Origin of the sequence: Stieleria mannarensis (assembly GCF_014154935.1) — a bacterium.
GTDB lineage: Bacteria > Planctomycetota > Planctomycetia > Pirellulales > Pirellulaceae > Stieleria > Stieleria mannarensis.
On the sequence record NZ_JACEHH010000019.1, the window covers coordinates 84,497 to 104,455 of the forward strand.

Consider the following 19,959-nt stretch of genomic DNA (forward strand, 5'->3'; position numbering starts at 1 on the left):
ATGGTTGTGTTTGCAAAGTGGGATTCCGGCGGCAACGCAGTGTCGCGTCCGCTAGAACATCGGTTGCGCGGGCACTCGCATGCCGAGGTGCAATCCGTATTGAGCCAGTTTTTCACGGACTTCGTTCAGCGTGGTGTCACCGAAGTTCCGGACTTCCAACAGTTGGTCCTCGTTGCGTTGAACGAGGTCGCGAACCGTTTGAATGTTTTCGCTTTCCAGGCAGTTGTTGGCACGGACCGACAAACGCAGGTCGGCCAGCGTCATGTTCAGCTTGGCTTCCAGCTGAGCCTCGGGCGAACCTGCTCCGCCGCGGGCGGCCGAGAAGATGCTGGGACCGAGTTCGCGGTATTGCACGAACGGGTTGAGGTGCTTGCGAAGGATCTTGGCCGATTCGACCAGCGCCAGTTCCGGATTGACGCTGCCGTCGGTCCAGATTTCCAGGTTCAGTTTGTCGTAGTTGGTCTTTTGACCGACGCGGGTTTCTTCGACTTCATAGCGGACCCGGGTGATCGGGCTGTAAACCGCATCGACGGGGATGATGCCGATTTCGTGGTCGGCGCTGCTGTGCTCGGTGGCGGGGACGTAACCGCGTCCGTTTTCGACAACCATTTCCATCATGAACGGTGTGTCTTCGGTCAGCGTGGCCAACACGAGGTCTTTATTGATGATTTCGACATCCGAATCGGTTTGGATGTCACCGGCACGCAACTCACCTGCCTTGTCGGCTTCGACGGTGATCACCCGCGTCGCTTCGCTGTGGTTGCGGACGACCAAGCTTTTGACGTTCAAGACGATTTCGGTCACATCTTCCAGCACGCCGGGGATGTTGGTGAACTCATGCTGGGCGCCACGGATCTTGATCTGCGTGACGGCGCTGCCCATCAGGCTGCTCAGCAAAACGCGTCGCAGGCTGTTTCCGACGCTGGTGCCGAAGCCGCGCTCGAAGGGCTCGGCGGTGAACTTGCCGTACGTTTGGGAAAGGGAATCGCGGTCAACTTCCAGGTTGCTGGGAAGTTCCATTCCACGCCAACGGATATGCATGGTTGTGATCCTGTCGCTTGGGAGTGCAAATGCGGGTGTAAAGGAGGAGACGTGAACGCCGTCGGTTAGACGCGACGTTTTTTCCGCGGCCGGCATCCGTTGTGCGGAATCGGCGTGACGTCTTCGATCAGCTTGACCTTCAATCCGGCTGCTTGCAGCGCGGTGATGGCACTTTCACGACCCGAGCCGGGGCCTTTGACACGCACTTCGACGTCACGCATGCCGAACTTGGCCGCTTTTTCGGCGGCTTGCTGGGCGGCGCATTGACCGGCAAAGGGGGTGCTTTTACGGCTGCCTTTGAACCCGCTGGTCCCGGCACTTGCCCAGCACAGCGTGTCGCCTTTGACGTCGGTGATCGTCACCGTCGTGTTGTTGAACGTCGCGTGAACATGGGCGATGCCGTTAGTCACGTTACGCCGTACTCGCTTTTTCTTGTTGCTCTTTGCCACTGCAAAGTCCTAAAAACTACAAACGGTTGATGGTTGAACTGGGGCCGAAGGGCAGCGGCGCGGCGGGCGCAGACACTGTCTCGGACCGAACGAAAATCTGTCTTGGGTAACGCATCGGAGCGGCCGGCCGGCGGCGATCATGCCGCGGCCGAATCCGTCCGGGCGATTAACGAAGATCCTTGACGCCCTTCTTTCCGGCGACGGTCTTCTTGGGGCCTTTGCGGGTGCGGGAATTCGTCTTGGTCCGCTGTCCGCGAACCGGCAATCCCATGCGGTGCCGCATGCCGCGGTACGACTTGATCTCACGCAGCCGGCTGATGTTCTGGGTCGTTTGACGACGCAGAGGTCCTTCGACCGTGTAATCACGTTCCAGCAGTGCTGCGATTTGACCCAATTCGTCTTCCCCGAGATCGCTGGCGGCGCGCGTCGGTTCCACGCCGAGCTTCTCGCAGGCTTCGCGGGCCGTGTGAAGGCCGACGCCGTAGAGATAGGTCAACGAATACTGGATCTGTTTGTCGTTCGGGATGTCGACGCCCAACAAACGGGGCATGGCGATGCTCCTGCAAAATCATCGTGCTAAAACTATGAAGACACAGCACACCTGTGGTGGGAGGCGACCCGTGAAGGGACCTCGACCGCAGAAAGTCAGAAAAAGTGCTGGCCAAGAATCCCGGACTATAGCGAATGGTCCCCTTTTTGCTCAATGGCCACTTTCTCGCCTTTTCAGGAATTTTCGTTTCCCCGTTTCCGCACCAGCCGAAAAAACTCCGTCGGAACCACGTCATGCGGCCCGGCCGGCACGCGAAACTGCTCGATCGTGCGGAAATCCGACAGATCCAGCTGCAATCGGGTGTCGCCGCGGACGCCCGAAAGCACCCGTGTTAAATAGACCTGGTCACAACGATCGATCAGTTGACGATAGATTTCCGCCCCGCCGACCACATAGATCGCGGCATCACCGCCCAGCCGAAGGGCGTCTTCGGGAGAGGACGCCAGTTCGACGCCTTCGTAATCGAGCCCCTGTTGACGTGAGACGACGATCGTCCGCCGCCCGGGGAGCGCCCGGCCGATCGAATCAAACGTCTTGCGGCCCATCACCAACACGCCCCCCATGGTCATCCGCTTGAAACGCTGCAGATCCTCGCGGAGCCGCCACGGCATGGTGCCATCGAGCCCGATCACCCCGCTGGGGGTCATCGCGACGACGGCGGTGACGGGAGGGGAGCTAGTGCTGCGCTCCAATTCGATGTTTGGCCTCATGAGTGGTTCGTTCATCCTCAACCTGCGGTTTGACGGCGTGTCCGGAGTGTCGCCGTGTTCTCCGAACTCGGCGTGCTCGAAACAGCGAGGCTTGAGCCCGCGCCGGCCTCGGAGAGGACGGCGACTGTCAGACCGCAACGGGCGCCTTGATGTGCGGATGGGGCTCGTAACGGACGACTTCGAAGTCTTCGTAGACGAATTGATCGATCGACTCCGGTGTGCGGCGGATCAACAATTCCGGCAACGGCTTCGGCTCGCGGGTCAATTGCTCGCGGGCCTGCTCGAAATGGTTCTGGTACAGGTGCACGTCGCCAAAGGTGTGCACGAACGTGCCCGGTTTGAGCCCCGTGACGTTGGCCATCATCATCGTCAACAACGCATAGCTGGCGATGTTAAAGGGAACCCCCAAAAAGACATCGGCGCTGCGTTGATACAGCTGGCAGGAGAGCCGGCCGTCGCTGACGTAGAACTGGAACAACGTGTGACAGGGCGGCAACGCCATCGCGCCGACCTCACTGACGTTCCAGGCCGACACGATCAGCCGGCGCGAAAGCGGGTTGGTGCGGATTTCGTTTTCGACCCAAGCGATCTGGTCGATCGTCTTCCCATCGGGGGTCGGCCAGGAACGCCATTGGTGCCCATAAACCGGCCCCAGGTCACCATTCTCGTCGGCCCACTCGTCCCAGATCCGGACCCCGTTCTGATTCAACCAAGCGATGTTGGTGTCACCGCGCAGAAACCATAACAGTTCGATGATGATCGAACGGAGGTGCAGTTTTTTGGTCGTCAGCAACGGAAAACCGTCGGACAAATCGAATCGCAACTGGCGGCCGAACAGGCTTCGTGTGCCGACGCCGGTCCGGTCGCCGCGATCGGAGCCGGATTCCAGGATGTCTTCGAGCAGGCGGAGGTATTGAAGCATTTCGCTTTAGACCGACGCGTCGATCGCTTCCTGAAGGGCCGCTTTGGTGGTGTTGCCACCGCGGAAACTGTGCTCGACTTCGCCGTTTTTGAACAACAGCAACGTCGGAATGCCGGTGATCCCGAACTTTTGGGCGACGCTGGGCGCATCGTCGATGTTCAGTTTGCCGATCTTGGCATTGCTGTTTTCCTCGGCCAATTGATCGATCATCGGCGCGATCGCACGGCAGGGGCCGCACCAAGGTGCCCAAAAATCGACGAGCACCGCGCCATCGGCTTGCAGGACTTCGGCGTCAAAGTTGTCATCAGTAAATTCTTTCACGGCATCTGAAGCCATGGTTCTGGTCCTCAAGAAAACGACAGGGAAAAGTGGAGGCCGGCGATAGCACGCCGATGCTCGAGTGCGAATTGTAGGACGCTGCCGGTGGTCGGCCAAGTTAGCCGCAGCGAGAATTTCACCCACGCGGGTTTCGACCGGCCAACGCAGTCCGGGCACCACTCCACATCAGGGATAATCCGGACACCCCAAACAACGACGGGTTCGTCGGTTCGTTGCCCCCACGAACGTTCAATCCTTGCCGTCGGACGCACCCTCATCAATGGCACGGCAGACCGCGTCGGCAAACTCCCCCAGCAGCATGGCGGTCGCGCCCCAGACGACACGTCGATGCCCCTGGCAATCGACAAACTCGATCGCAGGGTGTCCAAATCTGTACTGGAATACCTCGCCGGTGCCCTGTTTCTTACCGATACGGTCCCGATTTTCCGCAATGATCTTGCATGGCGGACAGGACGACGCTAGCGAGCCGCCTGCGAGCTGCACCACACTCTCCAGGGGCATCTCGATCACCTCATCGACCTCCACCGGATCGGGACGCCAATCGCCGACCGGGCTGCCGGCGGTCAAAACGAGTGTTTCGACCAGGTTATCGCTGGCGAAAACGTAGATCGGATTCAATCGCCCGACCACTTGAATCACCTGGGGCGATACCCCCAGTTCTTCCTGGTATTCACGCACGGCGGCCTGAAACGGCGACTCGCCGGGCTCGATTCGCCCGCCCGGCAAACAGATCTGTCCACCGTGATGCGACAGTGCCATGGGACGCCGCGTCAACGTCAGGCACAACCGCCCGGTTTGCCGCTGGGGGTAAACGACGATCGCAACGGCCGCCTGGCGGGAGTTCAATCGGGCCGGGCCGCGGTGGCGACCGTAGGACAATCGTGGGCTGAGTGCGGACGCCAGCCGCTGGTCGGAGACAGGAATTAACGGAGATCTTAGCCGCGGTGTGTCCCAACCGCCCAGCACGGGGCCGACCGCCGCAGCGAAGGCTTCGATGGATTCCGCCGTCTTTTGGATTTCGGTTGAACGGTCGTCGGCGGACACGGCAAAAACCTTACACGAGGGTCTCGAGCAAACGCCGCAGCTTTCGCAATTCGACCCGGTGATCCAAACCTTCCATCGGCGTCATGTTGACAGTCAACGCACGATCGTACTTCTCGCGTTCCAACTGGGTGATCAGTTTTCCGTAGTCGACTTCGCCCTGCCCGACGCTGACCTGAAACGCATCCGGACGGGTGTCTCTCAGGTGCACGTTGCAGACGAACTTTAGGATGTTGTCCAGGCTCTTTCCCTTGGCCGAACCGGTGATGTAGACACTCGGGTCCAAGGTAATCCCCAGCCCGTCGACGTTGTTGCACAGCACCATCAAGGTATCCGGATCCTCGCTCAGGCATCCCAATTGGCTCTTCACGCTGACCCGAACGCCCTCCGCTTCGCCGATTTCGACCAGTTTTTGCAGGTGTTCCACCTCCTCGTTGAACGGGGTGCCCTGTTCGGCCGAGGGGACGGTGACGGTAACCACCTTGGTGGTCTTGGCCAGCCAGCAAAGCTTGGCGAATTGCTGGTAATGGTCGGCGCCGGTGGAGGCCAATTGCACGCTGTAGCCGGAAATATCCAGCCGGTGCGTGTGGCGGAGCAATTGGATGGAGCGATCCATATCCTCCAGCAATTCGCTCGGTTTGACGTTCCCGGACTCGTGAATCGCGATCTCGACGGCGGTGAATTCCAAGTCGGAAGCCAGTTCGATCGCACCGAGTAATTCGAGACCGGGGAAGCATTCAGTAGAAGCGGCGATCAACACGGGAGTATCCTTTCAATTCAAACGTCTAAAAATATCGGAACGCAAGACAGCGGGCGATCGAACAGCACGCCCCGGCCACGAAGGGTTTTGCGAAAGGGTACCGAGTTTGGCGATCGGGGCAAAAGACCGGTTTTTGGGCGATGGTGATGAAAGGGCCCAAGGGGCTCGATTGTGCCAATCGAAACCCAACGTTCATGCCAGCGGGAAGCGTGAGTCGCCGTGTTCTCCGAACTCGGCGGATCGGAAAAGCAAAGCTTTGGCCCGCGCCGACCTCGGAGAGGACGGCGACTGTCTAGCCCAATCAAAGAAGATGCGGAAAACCACTTGCTCACGCTGCGTGCTGGCATTGGGGGCTGTTACGCTTTCCGCACCTTGTCCAACCACCCAACCACCTCGGCGGCCAATTGCTCGGGGGATTTCTGGTCGGTCGCCAGAACAAAATCGGCCGCTTGGCGATACAGCGGTTCGCGCCTCGCCAGCAATTCACGAATCTCCTCCACCGCCGACAAATCCGTCAGCGCCGGGCGGCGCTCGCCGCTAGTCTGGTCGGTGGACAGACGATCGGCGATCACGTCCGGGCCGGCGGTCAACCAAATGCAAACCCCGGTCTGACGAATCACTTGCCGATTCTGGTCACGCAAGATCGCTCCCCCGCCCAGCGAGATGACACGCCCCCGAGCCGGATCGGCAGCGACCTGGCCCAGGCAACGTGTTTCCCAATCGCGGAACAGTTCCTCTCCGCCGTCGGCAAAAATCTCGCGGATCGATTTCCCCGCGGCTTGCTCAATCACCTCATCCAAATCGACGCACTCGGTGGCCAGTTGGGCGGAAATCAGTTTTCCGACGGTGGTTTTTCCCGTGCCCCGGTAACCGGTCAAGTAAATTCGATCCGTATTCATTGCTTAGGAGTTCTGATTTCAAGTGCCGGACCGATCCACTATCCAAACGCCGACGGAGTCAACGCCACCGAAACTGTCGACGCGGCGAGTGTGGTTGTTCCGGTTGGCCTGCATTGCGTTGGCCGTGCTGCCGTTGGTCGCGGCGGAACTTTACCTTCGCGCGACCCAATCCGTCGACGCGGCAAACCTGACCCGTGATCCCGTGTTCGACACCTCGGGCCAGTCCTCGCTGTTCGTCAAATCGGATGACTCGTCGCGCTGGATGATTCCCGAATCACGGCTGAACTTCTTTCGCCCCGCCTCGTTTGCCGCGGTCAAAGCCGCCAACGTTCGGCGTATCTTCGTGCTCGGCGGGTCGACCGTCCAGGGCCGGCCTTACGAAACCGAAACCGCGTTTGCCAAATGGATGCAGCTGCGGCTTCAGGCACAGGATCCGTCCCACGTCTACGAAGTCGTCAATTGTGGCGGCGTTTCCTACGCCAGTTACCGCGTCGCGATCATCCTGGACGAAATCCTGGCACACTCGCCCGACGCGATCGTGCTGTACACCGGCCACAACGAGTTTCTGGAAGAACGCAGCTACAACACGATCGCCTGGCAACACAATCCGCTGCAGCGACTGGCCCAATCGTCTTACCTGGTCCGATCGCTGCGCCGGCGTCTGCGGCCCCAAACCGTCCCGAGTCAGGAGTTGTCCCCGGCGTTGCAAACTCGCCTGGACAATGCCGGCGGCATGGAACGCTATGTTCGTGACGATCAATGGCGACGCGGCGTGGCGGAACATTTTCGCGTCACGCTCCAGCGCATGATCGGCATGTGTGCCGCCGCCGAGGTTCCGTTGCTGCTGTGTGTGCCGACCAGCGATGTGGTCAAGACACCACCGTTTAAAGTGCTGGCGGCGGAATTAGACGACGCTTCGCTGGCGGAATTCCAACATCATCGATCGATCGCTCAAGATCCCTCGATCGCGTACGAGCAACGCATTGCAGCCTGCGACGCGTGTTTGAAGATCGATCCCGAGCATGCCGGGGCCCACTACTTGGCGGGCAGGTTGCACTGGGAGAATGGTCGCTCAAGGCCGGCGCGAGCCCATCTCTACGCAGCCCGCGATCACGACGTGTGCCCCTTGCGCGCGACCACGCCGATCATCAACATCGTCTTGCAACTCGCCCAGCGGCATCGATTGGAACCGATCCGGTGCGACCAGCTGTTCGATCAAACCGACTCTCAGCTGAGACCGCTTCCTGATGGGATCGAGGATCCACAGCGGTTCGCCGACCACATCCATCCGACGATCGCCGGGCATCAAGAAATCGCCCACGCCGTGTCTGATTCCGTGATGGCGTTGTTTCAGATCCACGCCAGCGGATCCGGCGAGGAAGCCTATCGACGACGCGCGGCGGAACATCTCGATTCGCTGGACGAAACCTATTACGCCCGCGGCAAACAGCGATTGGAAGGGCTAAAGAACTGGGCCGCCGGACGCGCCGGGAAGCTGTCGCTGGAACCGGAGTAAATCGAACATCGGGGGAAGCCGTTGATCCGGACGTAGCTACGCTCACCAGAGCGTGGAAGACTCGGGGGCCCACCTTCTGGCGAAGGTAGCTACGTTTGTCCGGCAAAACACGACGTTTCGTTCGCGCCGCTATCAGCGGGTCACTTCGATCCCGGCTGTGGGGGTTGTTCTCGGTCCGGCACTTCCGGCGTTTCTTCAGAGTCGCCGGACTGCGAGGGGGCGTGCAGCAACTGTTTGGCGCGCTCGCGGGCCGGCGCCGCCCAGGGTTGACCTTCGTAGAGCGTGACGATGCCTTCGAGCAACGTCCTGCGTTTCTGGTCGGGCAATTGTTCGGCGTTGTCGATCCGACGCATCAGCTCAGCTAACTTGGGGTCACCCGGCGACTCTTGTTTTTCTGTCTGGGCCTGCGTGAGCCGTTCGATTTCGAATCGGGCCAACTCGGCCAGGCTCGCTTGCTCGCCGTCTTGATCGGCAGAATCGTTGGCGAAGACGGCGATCCATTGACGCAATTTTTCGACCGCGGCGGGCGGGTCACTGTTCCGCAACTCCATCGCCTGCAGAAACGTCGCCTCATACAGCGGGTCTTCGCTGGTGCGCAATTTGGCCTTCAACTTCAAACGCCGCACCGTCCCTTCGACGCGATAGATCCATTCTCGCTGTCGAATCTCGTCGGCCCGGGGGTGATCGGGAAACAGTTTCAAAAACCGTTCCATTTCATTTTGAACTTGGAACGACTGGACGGATTGATCCGGGGTGTCGATCTTGGCGAGCAATTCCTCCGCCGTCGGCCCGCGTGTGGACAGGAACAAGAAGACGGCCCCGGCGATCAGCAACAGTGACAGCGCGGCGATCGAAACGACGCGCAGCGCCGGGTGTTCCGCCTGGCTTTTGGAGGGCACAAAAAAACCTTCGCGCACTTCGCCGTCGGAAACGGTTTGAAAATGTGTCTTCCCTCCCAAGCCGACCGAGGTGTCGATGTTGCTGGAGCCTTGATCGCCGGACGTGCCATCCTTTGCGGCCGGGTCGCCGCCGAGTGGGGCCGTGACCGCGGTGCCGAGCACGGTGGCCTGTTTCCCGTCATGGCCCTCGGTTTGCACGGTCGGCGCCGCGGAATCGACCTTGCCCGCCGCCGTGCGTCCCTCGTCATCGATGTCCCAAAAGGGCACCGTGTCTTCGGGACGTGTTTTGGCCGAGCGTGCCTTGTCGGCGCTGCCGTCGGTCTTCTTTTCCGGACCGGTGGTATCGAACTGGCGCCCCGATCGATCCGTGTCGGCACGGTTGTCGTCAGCGGAAACCTCCGGGGGCTGGTGCTTGGTGCCGCTGCCGGTCGGGGAATTTGACTCATCGACGGGGCGATCGGACAAGGTCTGCAGCCGATGCAATCCGGCCCGCATCGCTTTCAATCGATTCATCACGGCCAGTGCCGTCGGCGGCCGATCCTCGGGACGCTTCTCGAGCAACTCCATCACGATCTGCACGACGTCCTCGGGCAGGTCGGGGTCGACCAGGTCCAGCGGAACGGGATCCTTGTGCTGCAGCGCCGAGATGACTTCGGTGATGTTCTTGCCACGAAACGGTGGCTTGCCGCACAGCATCGCGTACATCACACACCCCAGTGCGAACAGATCGGTCCGCGAGGTGACGCCGCCGCTGTTGGCCTGCTCGGGGGCCATGTAGTCGGCGGTGCCCATGATCGACCCGGCGGCGGTCTGGTCCTGGCCAAAAATCTTGCTGATCCCGAAATCCAACAGCTTCACCGTGCCGTCGTGCTGCACGACCAGATTGGCCGGTTTTAAATCGCGATGCGTCACGCCAAAGTCGTGGGCGTGTTTGAGTGCCGCGCAAACTTGAATCGCGATCTCGATGGCCTTCATCCACGGCAACTTCTTTTCGCGTCGGATCAATTCTTGCAGCGTGTCACCTTGGACGTACTCCATCGAATAGAACAACATGCCCTGCTCTTCGCCGAACCCGATCAATTTGACGATGTTCCGGTGGCTGAGCAGCTTGAGCGTTTTGATTTCGGTGTCAAATCGCCGTCGAAACCGCATTTCGTCGGACATTTGTGCGGAGATCAATTTCACCGCCACGTCCTGGCCCGATTTGGCATGCTGGGCCTTGAACACCGATCCCATGCCACCCTTGCCGAGGGTCTCGCCGATCCGATAGGGGCCAAGGTATTCGGGGGGCTTCATGTCGAATCGGAGCGTGAGAAAAGACTGCGAGAAGGGGGAATCAGACCGTGTGTCAGACCATTGGTGGTCGACTCGTCTTGCAAAACCCTCCCTGCCAGGGAGGGTCGAGCGTAGCGAGGGGAGGGTTTCAACAAACCTGACGTTTTGTGTTGACACCCCGTGGTCCCGGGCGAGCAAGCTGACTTCATTAATCTAGCAGGTTTCCGGCATCATACGTCTGGGGGTGGCCGGATCCGAATTCCGCTGGCCGCCGGATTTCCGTACCATCTGGGCATGAATACCTCGGCCCCCCCAGCGGAATCCATGCGGTCTGAACCACCATCTGACGAACGAACATTGTCCGCCGAAGGCCAGCCAAGCCCCAAGCCGACGATGGCCAAGTCGCCGATCGGGCGCTCGTGGTGGTCGATCGCGCTGGCGTCGTTGATCGTGCCGTGGCTGAGCCAGCCCCCGTTGGCGTGGTGGCCGTTGGCGGCCGTCGCCGTCATGCCGCTGCTGGTTGCCGCGACACGCGAAACGATCTCGCGGCGACAGTACGCGGTGTTGTACCTGGCCGGCGCCGGCTACTGGGCATTGACGCTGCAGGGGCTGCGATTCGCCAATCCCTTGATCTACCCTTGCTGGATCGCGCTGGCGGCGTACTTGGGGATTTATCCGATCGCCTTTGTGGTCATGCTGCGGCGTTTGATGCGAAACGGCGTCGCGATGATCCTTGCCGCACCGCTGGCCTGGGTGGCGATCGAGTGCATTCGAAACTACCTGTTGACCGGAATCTCGGCGACGATGTTGGGGCACACCCTGGCCGACGTTCCGACCATGATCCAAATCGCCGACCTGGGCGGCAGCTACGCGGTATCGTTGCTGATCGTCGTCGTCAACGTGGCGTTGTTTTCACTCGTGTGCTCACGGCGAGCCGCTGTGGTGAACGCGACGGCCGAGACGCCAGGGGGTGCGACGCCGCGAGAGCCCTTGATCGGCGGAGTCGTGGTTTGCTGTGTCGCCGCCACCGCGCTCGTCGCGGCCACGTTTCTATACGGCAGGTATCGTTTGAGTCAGCCGACGACACCGTCCCCGACCACGATCGCTTTGATCGGACGCAACGAACCGGTGGAATACGACCAAGACCCGTCGCGGGAACTGGAGTTATTTGATGCCTACGCACAAGAATCGATCCGAACCTTCCAGTCCACGGATCGAACGATCGATGCAGTCGTCTGGCCGGAGTCGATGTTCACCGGCCGGATCCCCTGGATGGCCGGCAAGGGCAACGGCGCGATGGCGCGTGAATTAGGGCTGACCGAGGATGAAGAGCGGGCGATGATCGCCGAGCACCGCAATCGGTTTCAATTTCGCGCCGCCTCGCTCCAAGCGATGCTGGCGACCCACAACGGCCCCGACACGCCTCGACCCGCTGTGATCGGCGGCTGCGGCGTGATCGATGACGGTGCGACGACAAAGATGTACAGCGGGATCGTCCACGTGGGGCCGGACGGCCAGGTCCGCAACTGGTACGGCAAGACGCACCTGGTCATGTTCGGCGAGTACATTCCGCTGGTCAAACACCTGCCGATCGTGCGTGATTGGGTGCCCAAGAACATGGGGCTCACGTCGGGCGAGCACGCCAAACGATTTGCGGTCGGCGAGACGACCTTGTGCCCCAACATTTGCATCGAGACCGCGGTCGAACGCGTCGCGATCAATCACCTGCGTGAACTTAAAAGCGACGATCAAGGGTTGCCCGACGCGATCGTCACCGTCACCAACGACGCCTGGTTCGATGATTCCAGCGTCGTCGTGCACCACAAACGATGCGCCCAACTGGTCGCGGTGGCCTGTCGTCGTCCGATCCTTTCGGCGGCCAACAACGGCCCGACGGTGTGGATCGACAGCAACGGCCGCGTCGTCGAGGAACTGCGTCAAGGCGACAACGGATGCGTGATCGCCACGCCCGCCATCGACAACCGAACCAGTTTGGTGCTGATGATCGGCGACTGGCCGGCGCGGGTTTGCACGCTGATGGTGTTGGCGATGCTGTGGATACCCGGCCGAGCGGCAGATGCCGATCGATCGCAGGATGAAGAAGACCTCGCCGGGCAGCGATGATTCAACGTAGCCACGCTCGATACGAGCGCGGATCAATCCCGGCAAACCACCTTCTGGCGAAGGTAGCTACGTTTGCATGGGGTGACGTTTGCATGGGAGGGATGACGAACATTCCCCACCGGTCATCGGAAGCCGCCTACCCGCGGGTGAACTTGGCTGCGCTGAGCCGGCGTTTGGTCTCGGCCATCAACGCGTCTTCGTCGGCTTCGCTGTCGGCCACGTAGGTGACGCTGAAACGCAGGTACGCGCCGGCGTCGTCCCACGGCACGGTGACGATGCCGAGTTGTTCGATCAGGAATCGCGTCGCATCCTCGGCCTTTTCAAACGTCTCGCCGCTTTCGGTCCCGGTCGGCGCGGGCGTGTACAGGAAGTAGGTTCCGCCGGGCATTTCGCAATCGAAACCACACTCTTTCAGGACCGCGACCAGCTTTTCCATCCGGCGACGATACTTGGCGTTGATCCGCGCGGGGATCGAATCGTCATCCAGCGCCGCCGCGGCGGCTTTTTGGGTGGCGATGAATTGGCCGCTGTCGCTGTTGTCCTTGACGTCGGCAAAGGCGGACACGATCCGCTCGTGACCGGCGACGAATCCCATCCGCCATCCGATCATGTCATAGCCCTTGCTCATCGAATGCACTTCGACGCCGACATCCAACGCGCCGGGCGTTTGCAAGAAACTGGTCGGTTTGCCGTCAAAGGTCAGCAGGAGATGCGCCGCGTCATGCACAACGACAAACTCTTTTTCCTTGGCCAGTGCGACCACCTTGGCGTAAAACTCCGGCGTCGCCAATCGTCCGGTCGGCGAATTGGGATAGTTCAACACCAGCAACTTGGTGCGGCGATAGACGTCGTCGGGAACCGAATCCAAATCCGGCAGAAAGTTGTTCTCTTTCAAGAGCGGCAATCGGAACACGTCGCCGCCGTAGTAGCGCGTGTGCGTCCCCGCGACCGGATAGCCCGGCACGGTCATCATCGTCACGTCACCGGGATTGATGAAACATGCCGGCAACATCGCGTAGGCGGGTTTGCTGCCGATGCAGTGATTGATTTGCGTCGCGGGATCCAGCTCGACGTCAAAGTGTCGCTTCATGAACCGGGCGGCGGCTTCCTTGTACTCGCTCACGCCGTTGTCGGCGTAGCCGCGGTTTTCGGGCTGGTTGATTTCGGCCGCCATCACGTTGCGGACCGATTCGTCGGCCATCGCGTCGTTTTCACCGATCCCGAAATCCAGCAGTTGGCGGTCCGGATGGGCGGCCAGCGCGTTGCGTTTGGCGCGTTTGATCTTTTCGAACTTGTAAATCTCGGTGCTCTTTCCGTAACCGGCCCCGCCGATGCGGTCGGCGAACAGCGATTGGAAGTAGGGATCTTTGACGTCAGGTTCGGTAGCGGTGGACATGGCGACGATCGGTGGAATTGAAGAAAAATGTTAGCTCGGAATGATAAACCGACGGACAAAAACTCGCGAGTGCCGCCGGGTGGGTTTTCCCGGCGGGTGTTTTGGCAATTCGCCCTCCCGGGCAGGACACTGGGGGGCACCGCAAACCTTGAGTGTGGAAACCGGCTCGCACCGAGAGAATTCGGCCATAGGCCGTTTACACCCCTAGCCTTGGGCATCGCCCAAGGTGCAAAAAGAATTCTGGAACGATTTTGGCCAACGGCCATAGACAACTGTTCAGGCCGACGCGAGGCATGTGCATGGCCGTTGGCCAAATCCGAGATCGTTGCCGCAGTTTTCCTGGGGCGGCGCCGCCTCGCTACGCTCAATCGGCTTGCCCCAGGCTACGGATTTGCATGCCCTTCAGGCAAAGAAATTTGTCGAGGCAGCAACACCCGCCTGCAGGGCCGATCCTAACACCCGCCCAACCGCCTACCACGTCGCTTGGCCGATGCGTCGCATCAGCGCCTCGGCGACCTCGGGGGTCGGCCCCAGGTAATCGCCGACGACGAATCGAACATCCGGGTGGCGCTGCGAGGCCTCGCGGACTTGCGTGCCGATCGCGTCGTACAGCCGCCCCTGGAACAGTAAATGTGGCTGGACGATCACCGTCTGGATTCCCGGACGGGCCGCCAATTCGTCCAGTGTTTCGGGAACCTTGGGCTCGGCCATCGCGTAAAAGCCGACCGCGTGCTGGCCGATGCCGCAACGCCGCGCCACGATTTCCCCCAGCACCCGCATGTCCGCTTTCGCACAAGGGTCATAGCTGCCCCGCCCGACCATCAACAGGCCGACCGAATCGTCGGCCTGGGGTGTGGCTTCTTGAATCCGACACGCCAGCAGTTCGACGATGGTCGGGGCACGTGACAAGGGTCCCGATTGGACAGACATCACGCCGGGGGTTTCCGCTGCACAGGCGGCGACCGCATCGGGAATATCACTGCGAGCGTGTCCGGCGGCGAACAACAGCAAGGGCGCAACACAAATGCGTTTCGCGCCGCGGCGGACCAGCGTCTGCCACGCTTCGGGGATCGTGGGGTGCTGGAATTCCAGCAAACAGCCTTCCACCGGCACCGGCACCATCCGCCGGGCCAAGACCGACGCCAGCTGAAAAAACTCGGCCGTCCCCTCGGGGTCTCGGGTCCCGTGACCGACCAGCAAAACCCCATCGGGGGATGAAGTGGCTGCCGAAAGCTCGCCCACTAGTTGTTGACGACCGTCGATCCGCTGAATCCGGCCGCTTCCAATTGGGCGATCGCCTGGTCGGCATCGAAGCCGTCTTTGTAGGTCACGATGACTTGCGGGTTGTCGATGATGCCGTCTTCTTTTTGCGGGGCCAATTCCACGGTCAGGACGTCGGATCGCTTTTCCAGGTTTTCTTTGACGCTAGGGTAGCAGGCGAACGGGCAATGCATTTCGGGAACGTTCATCGTCAGCGATGCCGTGTTCACTTCGGCATCCGGAGTGATCGAAGAGGTCTCGGCAGCAGCCGGCGACTCACTGTTCTGGCCGGCGGGTTCGTTCGATGACATCGTGATCAGGTACATGATTCCGGCAGCGGCCAAAATGGCGGCACCGTAAGCGAGAGAACGCATGTGGTAGGTCCTTGGGCTTGGAAAGGTAGGCGATGGTGGGGCTGCCCCCATCGTTTCATCTTGACGTGAATTGGTCAATTATCGCAATTTCCGTCGGTCGTCGGCATCCGCCACCGAAAACTTGATCGAAAATCCGCGATCCAGGCGATTTTCACACCTCTTTCGCTCGGAGACTAGCCCGTTGCGTCACATCTGGAAGGCAATCGCGAACCAAAGGGGCCGGATTTCGGCCGGTCGGCCGGTGGCTCTAGCGCCGCTGATGCAACTCGGCGGGCTGGTCAGTTTGCTGGTGATCGCCGGTTTTAGCGACGCCCAGTCGCCCCCGTCGTCGGTTTCCGCCAACATGCCGCCGCTGGTCGCCGGGACAGCATCGAGCGATCCCTACCAAATCGTCGCACCGGCTTCGTTTGTCGCACCGGCTGGGCTCGTGCCAGTGGACAGTCAGGTCTATCACAGCGCGGACCCCTATGCGCTGGCTCCGGCGCCCACCCTGGGGACAGCGACCAGCCCCCCCGCCGCAGGGCAAAACGTGCAAGGCGCGACCGGTCTGTTTAGCGGGCCGCTGTTTCAGGGCGGACCGATTTACAACACCGTCGGTCATTTCGATCCACTGATTCCCGAGCTGCGAAATCGGATCGAATCCCGGCTTTCTTTTCGCGCCGAATACCTGCTCTGGGACGTGACTGGAATGGACACCCCGCCACTGGTGACGACCAGCCCCAATGGCACCGGCCAAGGCAGCGCCGCCGTGCTCGGCCAGCCGGGCACCTCGGTTGCCTTCGGCGGCGATTCGGTCAACGACGGTTCCGTCAGCGGCTTTTTGCTCGGCGGCGGATGGTGGATCACACCGCAACGCAATGTTGCGATCGAAATGGAGTACTTTCAACTGGATGAACTCGATGACGGTTACAACGGATCGAGTGACGGCGCGGTGATCTTGGGGCGTCCTTATGTCGACGTCAGCCAAGGCGTCGAGACGGCCGAACTGATCGCGTACCCGGGGTTGGTCGGCGGTGACATTCGCGTCGGCTCGGAGACCGACTTGCGATCGTTCTTGATCGACGCGCGCGTCTCGTTGTGCCCCGCCCATGGCGTCTGTTGCCAAAATTGTGGACTGCGCAACCGCACCGACTGGATCATCGGTTACCGAAACATCCGCTTGCGGGACTCGTTGGCGATCAACGAAAACCGCCGCAGCTTGGTGGTCGGGCAGGACCGAACGATCGCGTCTTCTGATCAGTTCCAGACGACCAACCAGTTCCACGGACTGCAACTGGGCATCGTTCGCCGCCGGTTGCTTCAACGGGCCTGGCTGGAAACCTCGATGCGGGTCGCGATCGGCAACATCGAACAAACGCTGCGAGTTTCCGGCAGCACCACGATCAATGATCAAGGCAGCTCGGCAACCTATGGCGGCGGATTGTTGGCACAGACGACCAACGGCGGCACGCGGAGCCGCGATGAATTCGGCATGATCCCCGAGCTGGGCATTCGGCTGGGATTCCGGTTGACCGATCGGTTGCACGCCCACATCGGCTACACGGTGCTGTATCTGCCCAACGTGATTCGCGCGTCCGAGCAAATCGACCGGGACATCCACCCGGGATTGATCCCGCCCGGTGCGGGTGCTGTCTCAGGTGTCCTGCGGCCAGCGGTCGCTTGGGACCAATCGGATTACCTGGCCCATGGGTTACAGCTGGGCGGTGAGCTGAATTTTTAGGGTTTGCGCTGGTGTCCAGACTTTAGCCGCCGGCGCTCGCGGCCTGGAACGTCGATTGTATTGCGGCGTCTATTGGCAACCCATTTAAATTCTCTCCCTCAGGCAGAGACGGAGTTAGCGCCGCAAGCAAACGCCAGAGAGGGCCGGCGCTAGAAGAGTCGCTTCTGCCCCGAAACACGAAAGTCTTGGCGACTTCCGCTACGAACAAATCCGTCACTTATTCCATTGACGTCCCAAGCAGCGACGGGGGATCGCCTCAAGGCTAAACACCAACGGGCGCGGCGATTTAGGCCGATTCCATCAGGCTGCTGATCAGCGGCAGCAGTTGTTTCTTGCGGCTGACGACACCATCGAGTTGATACAGCCGGTCCTCCAGTTCGGGATAGTTGATTTCTTCCCACCCCTTGGGTTCGCTGCTCATCATCAACAAACTGCCGTTGCTGACGATGTCGGTGACCAGCAAGGCGCTGAAGTCCAATTTTTGATCCCGGGCCATGCCCTCAATTGCCCCGAACAGTTCGTCTTTACGCTCCCAAAACAGATCGAATCCGATCTCTTCGATTTGCGAGATGGAGAATGCGTGACCGGATTCTTCGAAGTGCTTGCAATCCTCGCGAACGACTTGATCGGGCGAGCAGGTGCGGAGTGCCGAGCCGACTTTAAAGAAGTCTTCGGCAAACGATTCCAGCGGCACGGTGCAATACTGCTGCAACCACTGCAGCAGTTCGCGGTCGGTGTTGGTGGTCGTGGGGGAACGCAGGTAAAGCGTATCGCTGATCATTCCCGACGCCATGCAGAGTGCGACCCCGGGCTCGGGATCCATGTGGGCTTGGCGATACATCTTGGCCACCAGCGTGCACGTCGAACCAACCGGTTCCATCGTCAATCGGATCGGTTCGGTGGACTTGAGTGAGCCGCCCAAACGGTGATGGTCCAGCACTTCGACGATCCGCGCGTCTTCGGCCCCGGGGACGGCTTGTCCGAGTTCGTTGTGGTCGACCAGCACCAATTCGGTCTTGGGCGGATTGACCAGGTCACTTTTGCTGAGCACGCCGACCAGTTTGCCGTCTTCGAGCACGGGGAAAATGGTTTGCGGAGAGCGAAAGATTTTGTCGCGGGCTTCGGTCACGGGCATTTTGGCGGGCAGCGAAACGAAATCCTGCTGGACGATATCGCCGATCAACTGGGCCGCCTTGATTCGCATCGTGGTCGTCGCGGTGTCAAACGGGCTGCCCAAGACGGTGATCCCGCGGGCTTTGGCCAATTGCATCAACCCGTCGGACAACTGGTAACCGCCGGTGACGACCAATGCGCGGACGCCCAGTTCCAAGGCCGGCAATTGGATGGTCGGTCGGTCACCGCTGACGACGAGCAACTTTTCCGCCGGAAACTGTTTGATGTGGTCGGTGAATCCGCCGGCGCTCATCGCCCCCACGCTGACGATCAAGTCCTCGTCGATTTCCGGGTTGACGACGTGCTGGAACGACCCGCCGAGCACCGACGCGATCTTGCTGAGGTTCGTCCGGACCTGGCGTGATTTCAGCGAATCGACGCCGCTGTCGAGCACCAGTTCCAACATGTCCAATAGCGAAATGAGCCCGGTCAGTTTGCCGTCACGGTCAACCACCGGGATGCTTCGCAACCCACGTTCATCCATCCGGCGATAGACGTCGTAAAACACTTCGTCGTGATGGGCCGACGTGACGTCGGTCTGACAAACGTCTTCGACCAACGGGTGGACGTCCATCACGATCCGGGGCGCCGAGAGCTGGGCGACCTTGAGTGCGTACTCGGTCCGTTGGTTGGGCGGGCCACAACTGGCCGCGATCGCATCGGGCCGTGTCGTGCGTCTTAGAAAATCGGCGTACGCGATTGCCGAACAAATCGCATCGGTGTCGGGGTTGCGATGACCAAAAACGAATAAAGCCATAAGACACGATTAGAATGGAACGTTTTGCCGGGACCCGCCGGGCATTGTCACCGCAATCGCTGCCATCGTCGATCCTACCGGGCCAAGATTTCCGTCGCCCGATCCAGAATCGCCTCCGGGTCACTCATCCGCCCCATGCCTTTGACACGGCAGGATAACCATCCGCTGTCTGGTCCGATCAGATGGCATCCATCGGCGGCCAGCTGGTCGACGTTGCGACCGACCGCGAGCTTGTTCCACATCGGGTCACTCATCGCCGGAGCGACCAGGACCGGCGCGGTGTTTTGCAGGTACAGCGTGCTGACCAAGTCATCGGCGACGCCGTGGGCGAACTTGGCGATCAGGTTGGCGGTCGCCGGGGCGATGATCATCAGGTCCACATCGCGAGCGAGTTCGATGTGCGAACCGAGCGGGTGCTTGTTGTCAAATCCGTCCAAACCGACGCCGCGTCCAGACAAGGCCGCCAAGGTCGCCGGCCCCAAAAACTCGGTCGCCGAACGCGTCATCGCGGTCTGCACCCGATAGCCCCGCTGCGCCAGCCGACTGCAAAGCATCGCGGCCTTGTAAGCGGCGATCCCGCCGCCGACGGCCAGCAAGATTCGTGGGGGTGGAGCCGCGTCGGACATGGTGTCGTGAGTGAAGACGATGGAACGGGAGAGTATCGCGAGCTTGTTCTCTCCATTCCCTCTGAGGTGGCAAGTGGAGAGGTAGGAAGATTTTGAAGGCAGGAAAATTGGCTAACTGCGATGGATGG

General features: G+C 60.7%; 18 protein-coding genes. 3 read left to right on the plus strand and 15 right to left on the minus strand.

From position 1 onward, the window contains the following. Positions 1-51 precede the first annotated feature (51 nt). The 9 genes from H1B37_RS14460 to H1B37_RS14500 form a co-directional block, all read right to left on the minus strand. Positions 52-1,041 carry a DNA-directed RNA polymerase subunit alpha gene (locus tag H1B37_RS14460; RefSeq protein ID WP_182867377.1) on the minus strand — a complete coding sequence of 330 codons (990 nt, stop codon included), beginning with the start codon at positions 1,039-1,041 and terminating at the stop codon, positions 52-54. Between the two features lie 65 nt (positions 1,042-1,106). Then, positions 1,107-1,490: a 30S ribosomal protein S11 gene (gene rpsK / locus H1B37_RS14465; protein ID WP_147869860.1), complete on the minus strand. Its 384-nt coding sequence runs from the start codon at positions 1,488-1,490 to the stop codon at positions 1,107-1,109. A 166-nt stretch (positions 1,491-1,656) separates the two neighbouring features. Then, entirely contained in the window at positions 1,657-2,028 is a 372-nt protein-coding gene (gene rpsM / locus H1B37_RS14470; RefSeq protein WP_436298275.1) for a 30S ribosomal protein S13, read from the minus strand. A 185-nt stretch (positions 2,029-2,213) separates the two neighbouring features. Continuing rightward, a complete protein-coding gene (locus tag H1B37_RS14475) occupies positions 2,214-2,750 on the minus strand; it encodes a dihydrofolate reductase (protein WP_182867379.1) in 537 nt (178 codons plus the stop codon). 127 nt (positions 2,751-2,877) lie between these two features. Continuing rightward, the gene (locus H1B37_RS14480) at positions 2,878-3,672 is read right to left on the minus strand and encodes a thymidylate synthase (RefSeq protein ID WP_182867380.1); all 795 of its coding nucleotides are present in this window, start codon (positions 3,670-3,672) and stop codon (positions 2,878-2,880) included. 6 nt (positions 3,673-3,678) lie between these two features. Further along, positions 3,679-4,008 (minus strand): thioredoxin, encoded by a 330-nt coding sequence (trxA, locus tag H1B37_RS14485; protein ID WP_147869862.1) that lies wholly within the window; start codon positions 4,006-4,008, stop codon positions 3,679-3,681. Positions 4,009-4,239: 231 nt separating this feature from the next. Then, on the minus strand, positions 4,240-5,055 hold the full coding sequence (locus tag H1B37_RS14490) for an NUDIX hydrolase (protein WP_182867381.1): 816 nt from the start codon (positions 5,053-5,055) through the stop codon (positions 4,240-4,242). Positions 5,056-5,065: 10 nt separating this feature from the next. Beyond that, complete coding sequence (locus H1B37_RS14495; RefSeq protein ID WP_182867382.1) at positions 5,066-5,812, minus strand: sugar phosphate isomerase/epimerase family protein; 747 nt, start codon at positions 5,810-5,812, stop codon at positions 5,066-5,068. 356 nt (positions 5,813-6,168) lie between these two features. Beyond that, the gene (locus H1B37_RS14500) at positions 6,169-6,711 is read right to left on the minus strand and encodes a shikimate kinase (protein WP_182867383.1); all 543 of its coding nucleotides are present in this window, start codon (positions 6,709-6,711) and stop codon (positions 6,169-6,171) included. A gap of 22 nt (positions 6,712-6,733) precedes the next feature. Between H1B37_RS14500 and H1B37_RS14505 the strand changes: the two genes are divergently transcribed. Further along, a complete protein-coding gene (locus H1B37_RS14505) occupies positions 6,734-8,227 on the plus strand; it encodes an SGNH/GDSL hydrolase family protein (protein ID WP_182867384.1) in 1,494 nt (497 codons plus the stop codon). A gap of 140 nt (positions 8,228-8,367) precedes the next feature. Here the strand turns inward: H1B37_RS14505 and H1B37_RS14510 are convergent, their stop codons facing one another. Beyond that, on the minus strand, positions 8,368-10,422 hold the full coding sequence (locus H1B37_RS14510; protein WP_182867385.1) for a serine/threonine-protein kinase: 2,055 nt from the start codon (positions 10,420-10,422) through the stop codon (positions 8,368-8,370). Between the two features lie 303 nt (positions 10,423-10,725). Between H1B37_RS14510 and lnt the strand changes: the two genes are divergently transcribed. Then, complete coding sequence (gene lnt / locus H1B37_RS14515) at positions 10,726-12,525, plus strand: apolipoprotein N-acyltransferase (RefSeq protein ID WP_182867386.1); 1,800 nt, start codon at positions 10,726-10,728, stop codon at positions 12,523-12,525. Between the two features lie 136 nt (positions 12,526-12,661). On the opposite strand, the gene H1B37_RS14520 is transcribed toward lnt, so the two are convergent. The 3 genes from H1B37_RS14520 to H1B37_RS14530 form a co-directional block, all read right to left on the minus strand. Further along, complete coding sequence (locus H1B37_RS14520) at positions 12,662-13,921, minus strand: LL-diaminopimelate aminotransferase (RefSeq protein WP_182867387.1); 1,260 nt, start codon at positions 13,919-13,921, stop codon at positions 12,662-12,664. A gap of 471 nt (positions 13,922-14,392) precedes the next feature. Beyond that, positions 14,393-15,121, minus strand: a complete 729-nt coding sequence (locus H1B37_RS14525) for a sirohydrochlorin chelatase (RefSeq protein ID WP_286177758.1) — start codon at positions 15,119-15,121, stop codon at positions 14,393-14,395. A gap of 41 nt (positions 15,122-15,162) precedes the next feature. After that, the gene (locus H1B37_RS14530) at positions 15,163-15,555 is read right to left on the minus strand and encodes a heavy-metal-associated domain-containing protein (protein ID WP_182867388.1); all 393 of its coding nucleotides are present in this window, start codon (positions 15,553-15,555) and stop codon (positions 15,163-15,165) included. Positions 15,556-15,796: 241 nt separating this feature from the next. Between H1B37_RS14530 and H1B37_RS14535 the strand changes: the two genes are divergently transcribed. Continuing rightward, entirely contained in the window at positions 15,797-17,275 is a 1,479-nt protein-coding gene (locus tag H1B37_RS14535) for a BBP7 family outer membrane beta-barrel protein (RefSeq protein ID WP_182867389.1), read from the plus strand. A 286-nt stretch (positions 17,276-17,561) separates the two neighbouring features. Here the strand turns inward: H1B37_RS14535 and H1B37_RS14540 are convergent, their stop codons facing one another. Both H1B37_RS14540 and H1B37_RS14545 read right to left on the minus strand, forming a co-directional pair. Continuing rightward, positions 17,562-19,205: a putative manganese-dependent inorganic diphosphatase gene (locus H1B37_RS14540; RefSeq protein WP_182867390.1), complete on the minus strand. Its 1,644-nt coding sequence runs from the start codon at positions 19,203-19,205 to the stop codon at positions 17,562-17,564. Between the two features lie 74 nt (positions 19,206-19,279). Further along, positions 19,280-19,831, minus strand: a complete 552-nt coding sequence (locus H1B37_RS14545; protein WP_182867391.1) for a flavoprotein — start codon at positions 19,829-19,831, stop codon at positions 19,280-19,282. Positions 19,832-19,959: the final 128 nt, after the last annotated feature.